The organism is Kribbella sp. NPDC003557 (assembly GCF_040610805.1).
GTDB lineage: Bacteria > Actinomycetota > Actinomycetes > Propionibacteriales > Kribbellaceae > Kribbella.
On record NZ_JBEXMY010000001.1, the window covers coordinates 878,502 to 896,089 of the forward strand.

The 17,588-nt window shown below is 69.6% G+C and carries 13 protein-coding genes; 7 read left to right on the forward strand and 6 right to left on the reverse strand.

What is annotated here, in order from left to right; translation table 11 throughout:
• Window positions 1-28: 28 nt before the first annotated feature.
• The 3 genes from ABZW60_RS04230 to ABZW60_RS04240 all read right to left on the reverse strand — a co-directional run bounded on the left by ABZW60_RS04230 (window position 29) and on the right by ABZW60_RS04240 (window position 7,498).
• Window positions 29-3,280 (reverse strand): S8 family serine peptidase, encoded by a 3,252-nt coding sequence (locus tag ABZW60_RS04230; protein WP_355473862.1) that lies wholly within the window; start codon window positions 3,278-3,280, stop codon window positions 29-31.
• A 66-nt stretch (window positions 3,281-3,346) separates the two neighbouring features.
• The gene (locus ABZW60_RS04235) at window positions 3,347-6,619 is read right to left on the reverse strand and encodes a S8 family serine peptidase (RefSeq protein WP_355473863.1); all 3,273 of its coding nucleotides are present in this window, start codon (window positions 6,617-6,619) and stop codon (window positions 3,347-3,349) included.
• A gap of 174 nt (window positions 6,620-6,793) precedes the next feature.
• Window positions 6,794-7,498: a transporter substrate-binding domain-containing protein gene (locus tag ABZW60_RS04240; RefSeq protein ID WP_355473865.1), complete on the reverse strand. Its 705-nt coding sequence runs from the start codon at window positions 7,496-7,498 to the stop codon at window positions 6,794-6,796.
• A gap of 148 nt (window positions 7,499-7,646) precedes the next feature.
• On the opposite strand from ABZW60_RS04240, the gene ABZW60_RS04245 reads away from it, so the two are divergent.
• Window positions 7,647-8,846, forward strand: a complete 1,200-nt coding sequence (locus ABZW60_RS04245) for a glycoside hydrolase family 18 protein (protein ID WP_355473867.1) — start codon at window positions 7,647-7,649, stop codon at window positions 8,844-8,846.
• Window positions 8,847-9,488 carry a phosphotransferase gene (locus tag ABZW60_RS04250; protein WP_355473869.1) on the forward strand — a complete coding sequence of 214 codons (642 nt, stop codon included), beginning with the start codon at window positions 8,847-8,849 and terminating at the stop codon, window positions 9,486-9,488.
• Here the strand turns inward: ABZW60_RS04250 and ABZW60_RS04255 are convergent.
• Entirely contained in the window at window positions 9,476-10,405 is a 930-nt protein-coding gene (locus tag ABZW60_RS04255) for a helix-turn-helix domain-containing protein (protein ID WP_355473871.1), read from the reverse strand. The genes ABZW60_RS04250 and ABZW60_RS04255 overlap by 13 nt on opposite strands.
• A 72-nt stretch (window positions 10,406-10,477) precedes the next feature.
• Between ABZW60_RS04255 and ABZW60_RS04260 the strand changes: the two genes are divergently transcribed.
• Window positions 10,478-10,789 (forward strand): cupin domain-containing protein, encoded by a 312-nt coding sequence (locus ABZW60_RS04260; RefSeq protein ID WP_355473873.1) that lies wholly within the window; start codon window positions 10,478-10,480, stop codon window positions 10,787-10,789.
• Between the two features lie 313 nt (window positions 10,790-11,102).
• On the opposite strand, the gene ABZW60_RS04265 is transcribed toward ABZW60_RS04260, so the two are convergent.
• Window positions 11,103-12,089 carry a pirin family protein gene (locus ABZW60_RS04265; protein WP_355473875.1) on the reverse strand — a complete coding sequence of 329 codons (987 nt, stop codon included), beginning with the start codon at window positions 12,087-12,089 and terminating at the stop codon, window positions 11,103-11,105.
• A 168-nt stretch (window positions 12,090-12,257) separates the two neighbouring features.
• On the opposite strand from ABZW60_RS04265, the gene ABZW60_RS04270 reads away from it, so the two are divergent.
• The 4 genes from ABZW60_RS04270 to ABZW60_RS04285 all read left to right on the forward strand — a co-directional run bounded on the left by ABZW60_RS04270 (window position 12,258) and on the right by ABZW60_RS04285 (window position 16,619).
• Window positions 12,258-14,570, forward strand: coding sequence for a glycosyltransferase family 39 protein (locus ABZW60_RS04270; RefSeq protein WP_355473876.1), 2,313 nt, complete (start codon window positions 12,258-12,260; stop codon window positions 14,568-14,570).
• Between the two features lie 192 nt (window positions 14,571-14,762).
• The gene (locus tag ABZW60_RS04275) at window positions 14,763-15,620 is read left to right on the forward strand and encodes a bifunctional methylenetetrahydrofolate dehydrogenase/methenyltetrahydrofolate cyclohydrolase (RefSeq protein WP_355473878.1); all 858 of its coding nucleotides are present in this window, start codon (window positions 14,763-14,765) and stop codon (window positions 15,618-15,620) included.
• 43 nt (window positions 15,621-15,663) lie between these two features.
• Window positions 15,664-15,933, forward strand: coding sequence for a DUF3017 domain-containing protein (locus ABZW60_RS04280; RefSeq protein WP_355473880.1), 270 nt, complete (start codon window positions 15,664-15,666; stop codon window positions 15,931-15,933).
• Between the two features lie 191 nt (window positions 15,934-16,124).
• Window positions 16,125-16,619: a GNAT family N-acetyltransferase gene (locus tag ABZW60_RS04285; RefSeq protein WP_355473882.1), complete on the forward strand. Its 495-nt coding sequence runs from the start codon at window positions 16,125-16,127 to the stop codon at window positions 16,617-16,619.
• Here the strand turns inward: ABZW60_RS04285 and ABZW60_RS04290 are convergent.
• Window positions 16,585-17,265 carry a hypothetical protein gene (locus ABZW60_RS04290; RefSeq protein ID WP_355473883.1) on the reverse strand — a complete coding sequence of 227 codons (681 nt, stop codon included), beginning with the start codon at window positions 17,263-17,265 and terminating at the stop codon, window positions 16,585-16,587. The genes ABZW60_RS04285 and ABZW60_RS04290 overlap by 35 nt on opposite strands.
• Between the last annotated feature and the right edge of the window lie 323 nt (window positions 17,266-17,588).

The window sequence follows — 17,588 nt, forward strand, 5'->3', positions numbered from 1 at the left end:
ACGCGGTCCCGGGGGCGTTCTGCTGTTCTCACCGCAGCGCGTAGGCGGCGATCACGGTTTGCTTCGTGCTGTTCCCGGCCGCGTCCGTCGCCGTCGAGCGCAACGAGACGGCCTTGCCGGCCGGCGTCGCGAAGATCGCCTTACCGCCGGCGACCGCTGCCTGGCGCCAGGTCGCGCCGCCGTCGGCGGAGTACTCGATCTTGACCTTCGCGACCGCGCCGCCCTTGACCTCGAACGGCAGTGTCGTGACCGGTGTGCGCGCCATCGCGTTGTTCCCGTCCACGTCCGGCCGGAAGCCGACCGTGTGGATCGGGATGGTCTGCTGGTCCGCGGACGACGTGAACGTCGCCTCCAGGTCCATCCGCGTCGAGAACGGCCAGATCTCCTGCGTGCCGGTCGTGACCAGCTTGTACGACGCCTGACCGGCCGGCTGATCCGCGACGCTGACCAACCCGAACCGGTCCGAGGATCCGACCTCGGTCCCGTCCCGGTACAGCTTCGTGCTGCCGGTCGAATCGATCCTGCCGACGTGCCCGTCCGCGTCGGTGAGCGTGTACAGCGAGATGCCGAGCTCCCCCGCCGACCGCGTCGCGGCGCGCACCGCCGGGGCGAACACGGCCGCGTTCCACCGCTCCCGGTAGTACCGCCCGGCCTTGTACGGCATCGACCTGCCTTCCAGCGACCAGGCGCCGAACGGGAAGTCGGAGCCGTCCGTGTCCTCCTCGGTCGCGCCACCGAAGCCGTACGGCGTCTCGTCGACGTAGTACCGGATGGTCCGCGCGGGGTCGAGGCGGATGACGCGTGCCCAGCCGCTGTCGCCGTTCGGCCCGATCGGGAACAACATCTTGAACAGGCGCTTGCCGTCGGCGGAGTTGACTGTCGCGTCGACGGTCGCCAGGTCGGACTGCTTCACCTTCCGGTCGAATCCGGTCGGGAAGTCGCCCGGGAAGTAATTCGCGATGCCGTACAGGTACGGCGTATTGGTGTAGAGCCCGTCCTCGCCGGGGACGCCCCACTGCGACGTCACGTGCCCGGTCAACTGGTCCGCCGGCAGCTTCGGCCCGGCATTGTAGGTGAACATGCTGGACAGGAAGCCGCTGGCGCTGTAGGTGTAGATCCCGGTCTTGATCTTCCGGTCGAACCCGATCCCCGAGTTCGCCTGCTTCGCGGTCGGATCGGGGACCGAGGTCTTGACCTGCTCCGCCTTCCGCGCGTCCAGCACGACGGTCTGGTCCGACGTGAGCTTCACACTCGGCGCGACGAGCGTGAAGAAGATCCAGTCCTCCGGACCGCGCTCGAACTCCTGGAACGTGTCGACGGTGTACTCACCCTGCGGCAGCCGGACGGTGTAGGTGCCGGTCTCATCCGGCATGTTCGAGAATGACACGACGTCGGTGTCGACACCGAAGACGCTGACCGGGTAGTCCACGTCGGGCTTGCCGTCGCGCATCACCATCTTGACGGTCAGGTTGTACGACGGCCCCTCCTTGTCGACCCCGACCGGTACGACGACGGTCTGGCCGCCTCCCGTGGCGGTGATCCGGCCGCTGTACAGTCCGTCCGCGCCGCCGAGCGTGGTGTCCGACGTCGCCTGGACGGATGCCGTACCGCCGGCCGGAACAGTGACCGAGTCGGCGCTCAGCTTCAACGCACCGGCCGGAGCCGCCGCGCCGTCCGGGCCGGCCAGGACCGAGGACAGCGAGAGCGTGACCGGGGCGTCGCCGAGGTTGCGGAAGGACACCTCGCGGGTGACCGGCTGGTCGTCGTTGTGCGGGAAGGCGGCCAGGCCGAACGACACGCTGCCAGGCTCGGAGACCACGGTCTGCTTGATCGCCGTCGTCAGGTCGATCCGTCCGGCGCCCTGCTGGAACGACGTCTGGTCGGCCGCTACCTTCGCCGACCCCATCAACGCGGCCTTCAGCTCGGCCGGTGTCCAGGACGGGTGCTCCTGGAGCAGGATCGCGGCCGCGCCGGCGGTGTGCGGCGTGGCCATCGACGTACCGGACAGCCGCAGGTACCGGTCGCCGACCGGCTCACCGATCGAGGAGTCCTTCGACTTCGCGGCCACGATGTCGGTGCCGGGCGCGGTCACGTCCGGCTTCAGCGCGCTGTCGCCGATCCGCGGACCGCGGCTGGAGGTCTCGTTGAGCTGGTCCTGCTTGGTGACGTTGCCGACCGTCAGCGCGGCGTCCGCACTGCCCGGTGACTCGATCGTCCCGTCACTCGGGCCACTGTTGCCCGCAGCAACGACAAACAGCGTGCCGGTCTGCGCGGTCAACCGGTTCAGGGCCTCCTCGACCGGGTCGAGCTCCGGTGAGTCCGGGCCGCCGATGCTGAGGTTGACGATCTTCGCCTTGACCTCGGTCGCGGCCCACTCCATACCGGCCAGGATCGCGGACTCCTCGCAGCCGTAGACCTCGCAGATCTTGCCGTCGTAGATCCGCGCGTCCGGCGCGACCCCCTTGTAGCGCCCGTCGGACGCGGCGCCGGTGCCCGCGATCGTCGACGCGACATGCGTGCCGTGTCCGACCACGTCGTCGGCGGACTCAGTGGTGAAGTTCTTCGCGCCGGCGATCTGCGGTGCGAGATCGGGATGCGTCGCGTCCACCCCGGTGTCGAGGACCGCGACGGACACGCCCTTGCCGGTGTATCCGGCCTGCCAGGCGACCGGTCCGCCGATCTGCGGCACCGACTGGTCCAGCAGTACCTTGCGCTTGCCGTCCAGCCACAGCTTGCTGAAGCCGGCGGTTCCGATGAAGTTCTTCGCACTGCTCTTGGTGACCTTCATCGCCGTGCCACTGATCGACGGCAGCTGCCGCGTGACCTTCGCGCCGGCCGGCACGGCACGCTTCGCGGCGGCGTTCCCGGCGTACGTCGTGAGCACCGGGATCGTGCTCGTCGACGCGTCGTCGTACCCGTTCTTCACCAGCTCGGCGACGTCGAACAGCCGGCGGTCGATCCGGCCGCTGCCGACGTCCTTGCTGACGTCGGCCGGGATCACGTACGCGTGCCCGCGGAACCGCTGCTTGACGAAGCGGACGTTCTCCCGGCCGGAGCCCGGCTCGACGCTCAGCTTGGAGACATCGCCACCGGGCAGCAGCACCCGGTCGCCGGTGATCAGTGTGACGCTGACGTTCTTGCCACCGGCGGCCGCCTGTGCCGCGGGTGCCAGTGGCGCTGCCGGTTCCGCCTGAGCCGGTGTCACGGCCCCGACAGCAAGGCCCGCGACCGCCAGGACGGCGATCGCGGGCGTTCCTCTGCGCATGGATCTCGAACTCACAGCCTCACCCCAAAAGTCGGTTGTCTGCGCACCTGCTAAACGCCCCGACCGACCTTCAGGGTTGCATCAGTTCATTCGGTACGACCTGATTACGGTCAGGTCCGTTAGGTTGCCGGCGCCGTCGACCAGGTGCGACCGCAACGAGACGAACTGACCGGCCGGCGTCTTGAAGATCGCCTTGTACCGGCCGTGGCCGATCGGCGCGACCGCGGCGTCCTGCCAGGTCTTGCCGTCGTCACCCGACACCTGGACGGTCAGCTTCCGAATCGCCGGCAGTTGCTGACCGGCCTGTGCGTCCAGCACGACCGGCAGAACGGTCACCGGCCTGCGCCCGGCCACGTTGTGATCGTCGACGGTCGGTTGGTAGCGGATCCCCAGCAGCGGCAGTTCGGTCCGCTCCGCAGTGGTCGCCGAGCTGAACGTCCAGCGCAGGTCGGTCCGCGTCGCGAACGGGCTCTGCGACTGCGTCTGTGTCGCCTCCAGCGTGTATTTCGTCCTCGCAGCCGGCAGCCCGGTCGCCTCGACGTACCCGAAGTACGGCGACTCGGCGACGACCTTGCCGTCCCGGATCAGCTTGCTGGACGCCGAGTCGGTGGCGATGAACCCGCCGTTCCCGTCCGCGTCACCGACGCCGTACACGGACGCGAGCAGGTCGTCGCCGGTCCGGAACGCCTCGCCCGGCGCGATCGTGAAGGCGGCCGCGTTGAACCGCTCGTCGTACGACCTGCCGGCCCGGTACTCCTTCGACGGCGACGTCAGCTGGCTGATCGTCTGCGGGAACGGGTCCTCCGGATCCGGGCTCGGGACGATCTCGTCGATCTCCGTCTGCCAGGTGGCCGGCTTGCCGTCGGCGTACACCGTCGTGGTCAGCGGGGCCTTGCCGTAGGTGAGCACGGTCGACCAGGCGCCGCGCATCCCCGGCCCGATCCCCATCACGACCCGCTCGTGCGCCCGGTCGCTGGTGGCGTTGACGGTCTGCCGGACCACGGCCTGTTCCTGCGCCTTGACGGCGCGCACGAAGCCGGTCGGGTACCGTCCCGGGAACGTGTCGAGTTGACCCACGAAGTACGGCGAGTCGTCGAACGACCCGTTCGCGTCCGGCTTCGCCCACTGCGACGCGACATGGCCGGTGAACTGTTCGAGCGGGAACACCTCGGACCCGACCTGCGCGGTGTACATCGGACCGAATCCGAACGACAGGCCCGAGTAGCTCAGGCCGTACGCGCCGTCCGGGGACAGGCGGTCGAACCCGACGTCGGCGAGCGCGGCCTCCGCACCGGCCTGCGGCACGGTCACCTTGACCAGCTTCGCCGTCCGCGCGTCGAAGACCACCGTGGTGTCCTTGGTCAGCTTGATCGAGGGCTGCACCAGGGCGTAGCTGACGAAGTTGCCGTCCGGCTGCTCGACGTACTGGCTGTTCTGTACCAGGTACTCGCCCTTCAGCAGCCGCAGCTCGAGCGTGTCGCTGCCGTCGCCGAGGAACTGGAACAGGTTCCGGTCGATCGCGCTCAGCACGCCGTCGAACGGAGCCGGCTTGCCGTCCGGACCGACCGACTTCACGGTGAGCGTGTAGCTCTCCTTCTCCTTCTCGACGCCGATCGCCGACGTCACGCCGATGCCGCCGGCGGTCGCGGTCAGCCGGCCGGAGTACAACCCGTCCGGTCCGCTGTGCTTGGTGTTCGAGGTCGCCTGGACCGTGGCCGTCCCGCCCGCGGGAACCGTGACCGTGGTGGCGCTGAGCTTCAGCGCCCCGGCCGGGGCCGCGGCGCCGTCCGGACCGTTCAGCGACGCGGCCAGGTCCAGGGTCACCGGCTGGGCGCCGAGGTTGCGGTACGTCACGATCCTGGTCACCGGCGCGTCGTCGTCGTGCGGCCACACCGCGGTACCGAACGAGACGTTGCCCGGCTCGGCGATCACGGTCTGCTTGATGCCCTTGGCAACATCTACCCGGCCGGCGCCCTGCTCGAACGCGGTCTGGTCCGCGGCCGGCTCGGCCGCTCCCATCAGCGCGCCCTTGAGCTCGGCGGCCTTCCAGTTCGGGTGCTCCTGGGCGAGGATCGCGGCGGACCCGGCGACGTGCGGCGTCGCCATCGACGTCCCGTCGAGGCGCAGGTAGTCGTCGCCCACCGGCTCGCCGATGATCGAGTCTTTCGCCTTCGCGGCCACGATCGAAACACCGGGCGCACTGATGTCCGGCTTCACGGCGCCGTCGCCGACGCGCGGGCCGCGGCTGGAGAACTCCGCCAACTGGTTCTGCTTGTCGACCGCGCCGACGGTGAGCGCGGAATCCGCGCTACCCGGCGAACCGACGGTCCGCTCCGTCGGGCCGTCGTTGCCGGCGGCAATCACGAACAGGGTGCCGGTCCGTGCGGTCAGCCTGTTCACGGCCTCCTCGAGCGGGTCGATGCCCGGGGTGTCGGTGCCGCCGAGGCTGAGGTTGACGACCTTCGCCTTCACCTCGGTCGCGGCCCACTCCATCCCGGCCAGGATCGCGGAGTCCTGGCAGCCGCCGAAGTCGTCGCAGACCTTGCCGTCGTACAGCTTCGCGTCCGGCGCGACGCCCTTGTACTTGCCGCTCGACGCGGCCGCCGTACCGGCGATCGTCGAGGCGACGTGGGTGCCGTGACCGAAGTGGTCACCGTCGGGCGACTCGGTGAAGTTCTTGCCGCCGGCCACCTGGGTGGCGAGGTCCGGGTGCGACTTGTCGATACCGGTGTCCAGGACCGCGACCGGGATGCCCTTGCCGGTGTAGCCGGCCTGCCAGGCGGTCGGCGCACCGATCTGCGGGACCGACTGGTCCAGCGTGACCTTGCGCTTGCCGTCGAGCCAGACCTTGTCGATCCCCGGCTGGCTCAGGACCTTGGATTCCTTGCTCGCGGTCAGTGCGGCGCCGTTGATGACGGGCAGTTGACGCTTGACGGTCGCGCCTGGCACGGCGCTGCGCGCCTTACCGGTGTACGTGATGATCAGCGGCAGCCTGTCGCCGTACCCGTCCTTGATCAGCGCGGTCACGTCGAACAGCCGGCTGTCGAGCTTGCCGCCGGCCACGCGGGCGCCGACGTCGGACGGTACGACGTACAGGTGGCCCTTCGAGCGGTACGAGTTGAACGCGACGCCGGTACGGCCGTCGCCGGGCCGGATCGAGGCGCGGGCGGGATCCCCGCCGCGCAGCGTGACGCGGTCACCGGTGATCAGCGTGACGCTCTGGTCCTTGGTCGCCGGCTCTTCGGCAGACGGTGGTGTGCCTGCGATGGCTTGGTTCGGTACGACGAGCCCGAAGGCGACGATCGAGGCGACGGCGGCAATGCCGAAGCGCCTCGATCGTGGTGTGGATCCCACGATGAGTCCCTCCCGAATCGGTTGTCCTCACGGTGACCGCACCAGACCACTTACACAGCGGAGTCACGCGGCCACTCACCGATAGATGTCCGGACCCTACCGAATAGTTGCCCGAACCTCCTGCCACGGCAGGTTGTTGCCTCGTCACTGCCCGTAAAGGCAGGCGGAGTCAGGCTAGGGGGCAACGGTGGCGTCGGCCTGGCCGGAGGCAGCCAGAGACGCGGCGACGAAACCCGAGGACTTGAGGTCCTCGATCAGGTCGTGGAGGTAGGCAACGGTCTCCGGGCGCTTCGACTTCGCAGTGCCGACGGCCTGCTGAATCTGCATGAAGCGCTCGTCGATGAGGCGCAGGTCCGGATTCCCGGCGACATACCGGGTGATCGGCTGACGGATGCCGGCCGCCGCCTCCAGCCCCTCGGCGCGGAACACGTCGACGCCCTCCGCGCCCCGGACGACCGTGGCCTGCTGCAACGACCTCGTCAGGTACAGGTCATACGCCGAGCCTTGCTTCACGCCGATCCGCACCCCCGGCGCGTCGACCTCGGCGACCGTCGTCAGCGCGGACTCCCGCGGTACGGCGTACACGCCCTCGATCACGACGTACGGCGCGGTGAAGGCGACCTCGGTCGCGCGCGCCGGGTCGATCGCGAGGAAGCAGAGATCCGCCCGGCCGGTCGTCATCGCCTCGAACGACTTCCGCGCCGCGTCGAAGCAGACCAGCTCCAACGGCAGCTCCAGCCGCGCGGCCAGCTCCCGCGCGATGTCGACGGTCACGCCGGCCGGCGCCTCCGCCGTGCCCTGCGCCAGCACCGGATTCCCCAGATTGATCGAGGCCCGCAGTGCCCCGGACGGCGCGAGATCGCCGGCAACAGTCGTCATACCGGCATTCTAGTTTTCGCAGAGTCATTGCCTAAGTCGGGTGGTGGTCCTACTGTGGCCGCAGGAACCGTCCGATGGGGGTGTTATGAGGCGTCGGAGTGTGGGGCTGCTGGCGGCAGCCGCGATGGTCGTTCCAACGACTGTCGCCGTGCCTGCCGAAGCACACGGCAGCGACAAGCGAGTGGTGGGCTACTACACCAACTGGAGTGGGTACGGCCGGAACTTCCTGGTCAGCGATCTGGTGAAGAACGGGTCCGCCGCCCGGCTGACCCAGATCAACTACGCGTTCGGCTTCGTCGACGCCCAGGGGAACTGTTACAGCAGCGACCCGTGGGCCGACTACCAGCGGCCGTTCACCGCCGAGCAGAGTGTGAACGGCAAGGCCGACGAGCCCGGACAGGTGCTCAACGGCAATCTCAACCAGCTCAGGCAACTCAAGCAGAAGTACCCGAAGCTCCGGATCAGCATCTCGCTCGGCGGCTGGACCGGCTCGGCGCACTTCTCCGACGCGGCGCTCACGCCGGCCTCACGAGCCGCCCACGTGAAGTCGTGTCTGGACCTGTGGGTGAAGGGCAATCTGCCCGGTCTGCCCGCCGGCGCCGCGAAGGGGATCTTCGACGGCATCGACCTGGACTGGGAGTGGCCGGCCAGCGAGGGCAACCCGGGCAACGTGATCCGGCCGGAGGACAAGCAGAACTTCACCGCGCTGGTGCACGAGTACCGCAAGCAGCTCGACCGGCTCCCGGGCCGGCACGACCTGACCGCGTTCCTGCCCGCGAACCCGGCGATGATCGACCGCGGCTTCGAAGTCCGGCAGCTGTTCAAGGACCTGACGTTCGGTACGACGCAGGGCTACGACTACCACGGCCCGTGGGAGACGACCACCAATCAGCAGTCCGCGATCGACGGTCCGGCCGGTGATCCGACCACACCCGAGTTCAGCTCGCAGGTGACGATCGACGCATACCTGTCCCGCGGCGCGCCGCGGAGCAAGCTGGTGATGGGCGTGCCGTTCTACTCGCACGGCTGGACCGGTGTGACCGACCAGAACCACGGCCTGTTCCAGCCGTCGACCGGTCCGGCGCCGTCGACGTTCGACGCCGGTACCGAGGACTACCGCTACCTGAAGGCACAGCTGGCCAACTACACCGTCTACCGCGACAACCGTGCCGGGTTCGCCTGGCTGTTCGACGGTACGACGTTCTGGACCTGGGACGATCCGGTCGAGATGAAGCGCAAGGCGCAGTACATCTCGCACCGCGACCTGGGTGGGGCGATGATCTGGTCGCTCGACGGCGACACCGAAAAGGGGGAGCTGATCTCGGCGTTGCACCGTAACCTTCGCTGAGTGGATCTCTCTGCTCTCCAGGACCGGTTCGGCGCCGATCACGCCGAACCGGTCCACGTCGGTTTCTCCGGCGCGACCGTCGTCAGGCTCAGCCAAGGCCGGGAACGCCTGTATTACAAGGCCGGAGCAGGTGTCGATCTCGAGGCCGACCGGCTGTCCTGGCTCGCGTCGACCGGATTCCTCTGCCCACGGATCGTTGACCGCGGCAACAACTGGCTGCTGACCACGGAGCTCGCCGGCCGGGACGCCTCACAGAACTGGCCCGCAGCGGACCGTCCCGCGGTCCTGGCCGCGCTGGCCGAAGGCCTTCGTGATCTCGACGAGCTCTCGGGCTGCCCGTTCCCGTCCCCGTTCCCCGGCGCGGGTTCCGCCGTGACGCACGGGGATTACGCGGCACCGAACGTCTTCATCGACCCGGTCACGCTCCGCTTCGCCGGCGTCCTCGACCTCAGCCGGCTCGGGACCGGCGACCGCTACCTGGACCTCGCGCTCATGTTCAAGAGCCTCCGCGGCGGCCTCAACCCGCAGTACGGCGGCCTGCCCGCCGCCCGGCGCTTCGTCGAACTGTACGGCGCCGACCCGGACGACGCGCGCCTCGAGCACTACATCACGCTCGACGACACCGGTGACTACATTCCCTGATAGGCCCGCCGGTAGGCGCTCGGGGTGGTGTGCAGCGCGGCGCGGAATCGTCTGCGCAGGTTGGTCGCGGACGAGAGGCCGACCCGGGCGGCGATAGCCTCGACGGAAAGGTCCGTTTCCTCCAGCAGAACACGTGTTCTGGCGACCCGCTGGGCCAGCAGCCACTGCCCCGGCGCCATCCCCAGCTGCTGCTCGAACCGGCGAGCCAAGGTCCGCGCCGACACGTTTCCGCGCCGGGCCAGGTCGTCGACCGTGATCGGCTCCCCCAACCGCTCCCCTGCCCACGCCAGGAGTTCGCCCAACGACTCGCCGCCCGCCTTCGGTTCCGGGCTCGCGGAGCGGTACTGCGTCTGACCGCCTTCGCGATGCGGCGGCATCACCATCCGCCCCGCGACCCGGGCCGCATACGCCGCGCCCTGATCCCGCCGTACCAGATGCAGGCAGAGGTCGATCCCCGTCCCCGACCCGCCACTCGACGCGATGTCGCCGTGGTCGATGTACAGCACATCCGCATCCACGTGCACGGCGGGGAATCGGCGCTGCAGCTCCTCGGCGTACCGCCAATGTGTCGCCACGCGGCGCCCGTCGAGCAGCCCGGTCGCGGCGAGCAGGTACGCCCCCGAGCAGATGCTGACCAGCCGGGCCCCGCGCCGATGGGCCCGGGTGAGTGCGCGGACGACCGCGGGCGTCGGCTCGCGGTTGACCGGCAACCAGCCCGGCACGACGATTGTGCCGGCCCGGTCGAGAGCGCGCAGCCCGGATGTGACCACCATGTCGAAACCCTCGGTGGTGCGGATGTTGCCCGGCTCCTCGGTGCACACGCCGAACCGGTACGGCGCGTCGCGAAAGACCGCGGCCGCACACCCGAGCTCGAAACTCGCCTGCGGCGCGGTCACCAGCGCGAGGACACGGTGCATGGCAGAAAAGTACCTCACCAGGACTATCCAGACACTGGGGACAAACCTGTGCACACCGCCAGGATCGGACGTATGGAGACCTACGAATGGGCGTCCGTCGACGACGCACCGGTCCGCGAACTCTTCCCGGGCATCAGATTGCGCTCGCTCTGGTCCGGGACGGTCGCCAAGGCGTTCGTCCTGCAGATGGAGCCAGGCTCACGCTGGGAAGGTATCGACGTCCACGACCCCGGCCCCGAGGAGGTCTTCGTCGTCGACGGCGTCTTCAACGACGGCACCCGCGACTACCCGGCCGGCTCCTTCATCCACGCTCCGGCCGGGTCGTCCCACGTCCCGCAGTCCGCGCAGGGCTGCACGCTGTTCCTGTTCTACCCCGAAGGCTGATCAGGGCTTGCCGAGCCGGACCACGTCGAAGTCCGTGCCAGGTAGCGCACCGGGTCCGAGCGGTGGCGGGAAGCCGAGGTCGAAGCGGGCGTTGCCCAGCGCGAGCCGATGACCGTCCCCCTCGGCACCCGGAAGAGCGCATTGGTGACCGTGGCGACGACGAAGACCGCTCCTTCGCCGGTGCGCAGACTCCCGTCAGTGCCACCGCGGACACGACGAGCACAAGCTTCCTGAATCTGGACATGATGTCCCCTGCATCCCCGAATCCCCTTGCTGTGAAGGTAGATCCGGAGATTCCGGGTGTCCAGAGCAACTATTCGGTACTGCGCAGTTCGGTCGGGGCGCCGTGGACCGCGGGGATGGTGCCGAGCTTGCCCGCCTGGAAGTCCTCGAAGGCCTGGATGACCTCGGCGCGGGTGTTCATCACGAACGGCCCGGCCATCGCGATCGGCTCCCGGATCGGGCGGCCGCCGATCACCAGGACGTCGAGGTTCGGCTCCGCCTGCGGCTGCGACGTGCTCGCCGCCGTACGGATGGTGTCGCCGGGACCGAAGACCGCCAGTTGACCCTTGCGGATCGGGCGGCGCTCGGACCCGACCGTGCCCTGGCCTGCCAGCACGTAGACGAGAGCGTTGTAGTCCGGCTGCCACGGAAGCACCATCTCCGCGCCGGGGCTGACCGTCGCGTGCACCAGCGTGATCGGGGTGTGGGTCGAACCCGGGCCGTTGTGGCCGTCGACCGAGCCGGCGATGACCCGGATCAGCGAACCGCCGTCGGGCGTGGACAGCAGGGCGGAGTCGCCGCCGCGGATGTCCTGGTAGCGCGGCGGGGCCCACTTGAGCGCCTTCGGCAGGTTCACCCAGAGCTGGATGCCGTGGAACAGGCCGCCGCTCACCACCAGGTGCTCCGGCGGCGTCTCGATGTGCAGCAGGCCGCTGCCGGCCGTCATCCACTGCGTGTCACCGTTGGAGATCACGCCGCCACCGCCGGTGGAGTCCTGGTGCTCCATGATCCCGTCGAGCATGTAGGTGACGGTCTCGAAGCCGCGGTGCGGGTGCCACGGTGTGCCCTTCGGCTCACCCGGCGCGTACTCGACCTCGCCCATCTGGTCCATGTGGATGAACGGGTCCAGGTCGCGCAGGTCCACGCCCGCGAAGGCCCGCCGGACTGGGAAGCCCTCGCCCTCGTAGCCGCTCGGCGCGGACGTCACCGACTTCACGGCGCGCTCCCGCACCACGGCCGGGTCCTGCTCGCTGATGCGGGGCAGGACGGTGATGTCGCTGACGGTCACGGCGGGCATGATGTGCTCCTCGCTGGTCGGTAGTTCAAGAATAAACTATCTCCTCGAACAGGGGCAAGAGCCCGCGCATTCCCGGCTCCCAGTGAGCTCCCAGCCGCCGTCCAGGGCGGCCGAAGACCCAGTTGCCATCGTCACCAGTGGAAGCCGTACGCCGACCTGGAGACGATCATGACCACGCTGCTCGACCGACCCGCTCGTACCGCCGAACCACCCGCCGCGGGTCCGCCCCCGCCCGGCAGGCTGCGGCGACTGATGCGCGGGCCGGCCGCGCAGGCGGCGTACATCCGGCCGGCCGCGCTGGTGATGCTCGTCGGTACGGCGTTCCTCTACCTGTGGAACCTCACCGCGTCCGGGTACGGGAACAGCTTCTACGCCGCCGCGGAACTCGCCGGCACGCAGAGCTGGAAGGCCTGGCTGTTCGGGTCGCTCGACGCGGGGAACGCGATCACGGTCGACAAGCCGCCGGGCGCGCTGTGGGTGGCGACGGCGTTCGCGCGGGTGTTCGGGTTCAACAGCTTCACCGTGCTCGCGCCGCAGGCGTTCATGGGGATCGCGGCGGTCGGGCTGTTGTACCTGACGGTCAAGCGGGTCGCCGGGCCGGTCGCGGGACTGGTCGCGGGGAGTGCGCTGGCTTTGACGCCGGTCGCCGTACTGATGTTCCGCTTCAACAACCCGGACGCGTTGCTGGTGCTGCTGATGGTGACCGCGGCGTACTTCGTCGTACGAGCGTTGGAGCGTGCGTCTGCTCGGTGGTTGATGCTCGCCGGGGTGGCGGTCGGGTTCGCGTTTCTGACCAAGATGGGGCAGGCGTTCCTGGTGTTGCCGGGGTTCGGGCTGGCTTATCTGATCGCGGCGCCGACGTCGTTTCGGCGGCGGTTGCTGCATCTTGTTGCGGCGTTGGGTGCGGTGGTCGCGAGTGCCGGGTGGTATGTCGCGCTGGTGGAGTTGTGGCCGGCGTCGAGCCGGCCGTACATCGGTGGGTCGACCAACAACTCGCTGCTGGAGCTGGCGCTGGGGTACAACGGGCTGGGGCGGCTGCTGGGCGGGGCCGGGAACGGTGGCGGTGGTGGCGGGAGTACTGGTTTTGGTGGGAGTCCGGGGATCACGCGGATGTTCGGTGATGCCTTCGGGGCCGAGATCTCGTGGTTGCTGCCGGCCGCGTTGATCGCGCTGGCGGGCGGGCTGTGGGTGACCCGGCGGGCGCCGCGCACCGACCTGATGCGTGCTGGGCTGGTGCTCTGGGGTGGGTGGCTGCTGGTCACGGCCGGGGTGTTCAGCTTCATGAGCGGGACGGTGCATCCGTACTACGCGGTCGCACTCGCTCCCGCGATCGCCGCGCTGGTGGCGCTCGGCGCGTGGCTCGGGCGGCGGCACCGGTGGTTGCTGGCAGCAATGGTCGCGTCGACGGCGGCGTGGGACTACGTGCTGCTGACCCGGACACCCGACTTCGCTCCGTGGGCCAAGTACGTGGTTGTCGTGGTAGGCGCCGTCGCAGCCGCCCTACTGCTCACTGGCCGCCGAATCCAACGCACCCTTCCTGCGGCGATCCTCGCCGCCACTGTGTCACTAGGCCTCGGCAGCACGGCGTACGCCGCGTCCACCGCTTCACAAACCCACAACGGCTCCATCCCAACATCCGGCCCAACCACCAGCGCGATGCCCGGCCGAATGGCCGCCCGCAGCACTGCACCCACAGACCCCCAACCCCCAACCAACAGCTCCACCGGCTCCACCGACACCACCGACACTTCCGGCACCGCCGGGTCGTCCGCCACCTCCAACACCTCCGGGTCGTCCGGGTCGTCCGGGTCGTCTGGCACCGCCGGCTCGTCCGGCTCGTCCGGCACCGCCGCCTCCTCCGGCGCGTCCGGCGCGTCCGGCACCGCCGGCACCGCCGGCACCGCCGGGTCCTCCGGCACAGCCGCCTCCTCCGGCGCGTCCGGCACCGCCGGCACCGCCGGGTCCTCCGGCACCTCCGGCACCTCCGGCACCGCCGGGTCCTCCGGCACCTCCGGCGCAGCCGCCTCCTCCGGCGCGTCCGGCACCGCCGGCACCGCCGGGTCGTCCGGCACCGCCGGCACCGCCGCCTCGTCCGATTCGTCCGGGTTTTCGGGCCCGGGTGGGGTGCCGGGTGGAATGGGTGGGGATGCTTCGGCGAGCAGTGAGCTGACGGCTCTGCTGTCGAAGACGACCACGACCTGGGCCGCCGCAACCAGCGGGTCCCAGTCGGCCGCATCCCTCGAGCTCGCCACCGGCAAGGCCGTCATCGCCATCGGCGGCTTCAGCGGCACCGACGACGCGCCTACCCTCTCCCAGTTCCAGCAATGGGTAGCCGAGGGCAAGATCTCGTACTACATCGCAGGCGGCCAAGGCGGCCGAGCCGGCGGATCGTCCGCCGCGAGCGAGATCCAGTCCTGGGTCGAGGCCAACTACACGGCAAGCACCGTCGGCAACACCACCGTGTACACGCTGACGAGCTGACCAGGCGGACCTCCATCACCCACCAACCTCCCGAATGCCCACGCGCCCGACCAACGTCAGGCTGACCGCACACACCTGCGGCGCGCTTGGTGAGTGATGCACGTCCGCTCACCAAGCGCACCGAAGCCCAACCTCCCCGTGAAGGCGATCCGGATGCGACTCGGGCCGGCGCGCGTGGCAGACTCTGGAGTCGTGACGGCGCAGATTCTGGACGGTAAGGCAACGGCGGCAGAGATCAAGGACGAGCTGAAGGTCCGGGTCGCGAAGCTCGCCGAGCAGGGCGTGGTGCCCGGGCTCGGCACGATCCTGGTCGGCGACGACCCGGGCAGCCGGGCGTACGTGGCGGGCAAGCACCGCGACTGCGCGGCGGTCGGGATCTCCTCGATCCAGGTCGAGCTGCCGGCGACCGCGACCCAGGACGAGATCGCCGCCAAGGTCCAGGAGCTCAACGAGAACCCGGACTGCACCGGCTTCATCGTCCAGCTCCCGCTCCCCAAGCACGTCGACACGAACACGATCCTCGGCCTGATCGACCCCGCCAAGGACGCCGACGGCCTGCACCCGGTCAGCCTCGGCAAGCTCGTCCTCGGCCAGGACGGCCCGCTGCCGTGCACCCCGAAGGGCTGCGTGGAGATCCTTCGCCGGTACGACGTACCGATCGCCGGCGCGCACGTGGTGGTCGTCGGCCGCGGCGTGACCGCGGGCCGGCCGATGGGGCTGCTGTTCACCCGGCGCAGCGAGAACGCGACCGTGACCCAGTGCCACACCGGCACGAAGGACCTCGCCGCCGTCGTACGCACCGGCGACATCGTGATCGCCGCCGCCGGTTCGGCCGGCCTGATCACCGCTGACATGGTGAAGCCGGGCGCGGTCCTCCTCGACGTCGGCACCAGCCGCAACGCCGAGGGCAAGATCGTCGGCGACATCGAGGACGCCGCCCGCGAGCAGGCCGCCTGGATCGCGCCGATGCCCGGCGGTATCGGCCCGATGACGCGCGCGATGCTGCTCACCAACGTCGTCGAGGCCGCCGAAGCGAGCCTCGCGCAGTGACCGCCGGCGCACGGCGGAGCGCCGAGACAGGTACGGCGTGCTGATGGCGGGCGAGGCCCAACGCCGCAGCCAGTGGCCGCTGGCGTTGACGCTCCTGGTCGCCCTCACCGGCCTGGTCGTGCTCTGGTTCTACGACTGGCGCAACGGCGTCCTCGTCTTCGCCGGCGCCGTAGCCCTGGCCGCCGTCCTCCGAGCCACCCTCACCGACACCACGGCCGGCCTCCTGCACGTCCGCAGCCGCATGTTCGACACCACCTTCCTGACCCTCACCGCCACCGCCATCGCCGTCCTCGGCCTGATCATCCCTAACTGATCAAGCCAGTGTGGTCGAGGCGCCGCTGCTTCGGTTGGGCGGAAGGCTGACCATCCCGGCGGCCCCTCGGCTGCACCAGCCACCTGTCTACGCAGCCGTCGTCCAGCCAACCTCCTTCCCCGCGACAGGCCTCCAACTCCTCACCACCGAATGAAGCCCGGCGCCGGCCACTTTGCGGCATACTCAGGCAGATGCTGACCATCCGCCCCGCCGTCCGCGACGACGGTCCCGAGGTCGCCCGGATGTACGTCGACGCGTGGAACGCGGGGTTCGGCGACCTGATGCCGACGGCGGTGCTGGACGACGGGCGGGTCGCGCGCTGGTCGGAGACTCTTGCCGGCGGCAACTGGTGGGTCGCCGAGCTCGACGGCACCATCGCCGGCTTCGTCGGCATCGGCCCGAGCCGCGACCCGATCGACCCCGAGCTCGGCGAACTCGACACGATCACGGTCGACGTCCCGTACTGGCGCCAGGGCGTCGGCACCGCCCTCATCCACAAAGCCACCGAGGAGCTCTCCGCCCAATACGACGAAGCGATCCTCTGGACCCTGGCCAACTACCCCCAGGCCCAGAACTTCTACACCAAGAACGGCTGGACCCTCACCACCACAACTCGCGACCACGGCCACCAGGTGTCTTACCGGCGGACTTTCAGATCTTCCACGCCCAGGGCGCATACACGCTGACCCGCACAGCGTCCAGCAGAGGCGAGGTGTACTTGACCGAGCACGCCTTGGCGTACGCGTTGCGCGCGGCAACGACCTTCGCGCGGGTGAGGTTGATGCGCTTGACCTCGTACGCCGTGACAAGCTCCCGCTGCGGCCACGAGTCCTCCGTGTAGGACCTCGCCATCCAGTCGTCGGACAACGGATCCGCCGGCGAACCGAGCGCGCGTCCAACCTCGCTGGCTGCGACCGCGTTCAGCTGATCTCCACGCTCGTCGCCGGCCAGATGGCGCCCCGGCGGGTTGTTGTTCGTCTGCACGTCGTACTCGTACTGCCCGCTCCACTCCTCGTACGAGCACGCGAAGATCACCTGCGCATAGCCCGGCCGAGGCGCGCGCAGCGCAACGTCAGGTGCCTGCAGCCGCGCCACACTGATCCGCTGGTACGCCGCCTTGGGCAACTCCGGCCGCTGCGGCAGAGGCGTCGTCGGGTAGGGCATGGGTCGTGTAGCTCCAGGCGTCGGCGCCGAGCCCGGCGGTGTCCTGGACGACTCAATCGCCCGCAGCCCGAGCGAGACAGACGGCGTACGCCCGCTTTCCGGCGCCGCCTCGCTCCCACAACCCCCGAGCAGCAGCACCCCGACCACCAAAGCCCCCAGCTTCCGCATGTTCACAAAGTAGCCCGCAACAAGGGCATGCACCTCAAGCGTCTGCGGCGCTGAGCCGAGGTGGGAGCGGTTAGCGACGAAGGAACCGCAGTGCAGCACGCCGCGGCTCACACCACACTCCAGCCCGCCGCCGCAGCACAGCCGACAATCACCCATGGGGCAGCCCGTAGCACAGCCGGGAGCAACTCGCGGGCGGCGGCCCGCTCACCATGGCACCAGTCGCAACGCACCGGCGGCAGCCGCAGCTGACGGGCAGCAGCCGGAAAGGATGCTCCGGCGCTCAGCCGGGGGTGGGTGGGGAGCGCGCGTAGCGACCGTGGAGC

What these genes read in the sequence shown, in the direction of transcription:
- ABZW60_RS04270 (WP_355473876.1), top strand. Translation starts at nt 12,258, where the DNA reads ATGACCACGCTGCTCGACCGACCCGCTCGTACCGCCGAACCACCCGCC.
- ABZW60_RS04240 (WP_355473865.1), bottom strand. Translation starts at nt 7,498, where the DNA reads ATGACGACTGTTGCCGGCGATCTCGCGCCGTCCGGGGCACTGCGGGCC.
- ABZW60_RS04290 (WP_355473883.1), bottom strand. Translation starts at nt 17,265, where the DNA reads ATGCGGAAGCTGGGGGCTTTGGTGGTCGGGGTGCTGCTGCTCGGGGGT.
- ABZW60_RS04260 (WP_355473873.1), top strand. Translation starts at nt 10,478, where the DNA reads ATGGAGACCTACGAATGGGCGTCCGTCGACGACGCACCGGTCCGCGAA.
- ABZW60_RS04285 (WP_355473882.1), top strand. Translation starts at nt 16,125, where the DNA reads ATGCTGACCATCCGCCCCGCCGTCCGCGACGACGGTCCCGAGGTCGCC.
- ABZW60_RS04280 (WP_355473880.1), top strand. Translation starts at nt 15,664, where the DNA reads ATGGCGGGCGAGGCCCAACGCCGCAGCCAGTGGCCGCTGGCGTTGACG.
- ABZW60_RS04265 (WP_355473875.1), bottom strand. Translation starts at nt 12,089, where the DNA reads ATGCCCGCCGTGACCGTCAGCGACATCACCGTCCTGCCCCGCATCAGC.
- ABZW60_RS04255 (WP_355473871.1), bottom strand. Translation starts at nt 10,405, where the DNA reads ATGCACCGTGTCCTCGCGCTGGTGACCGCGCCGCAGGCGAGTTTCGAG.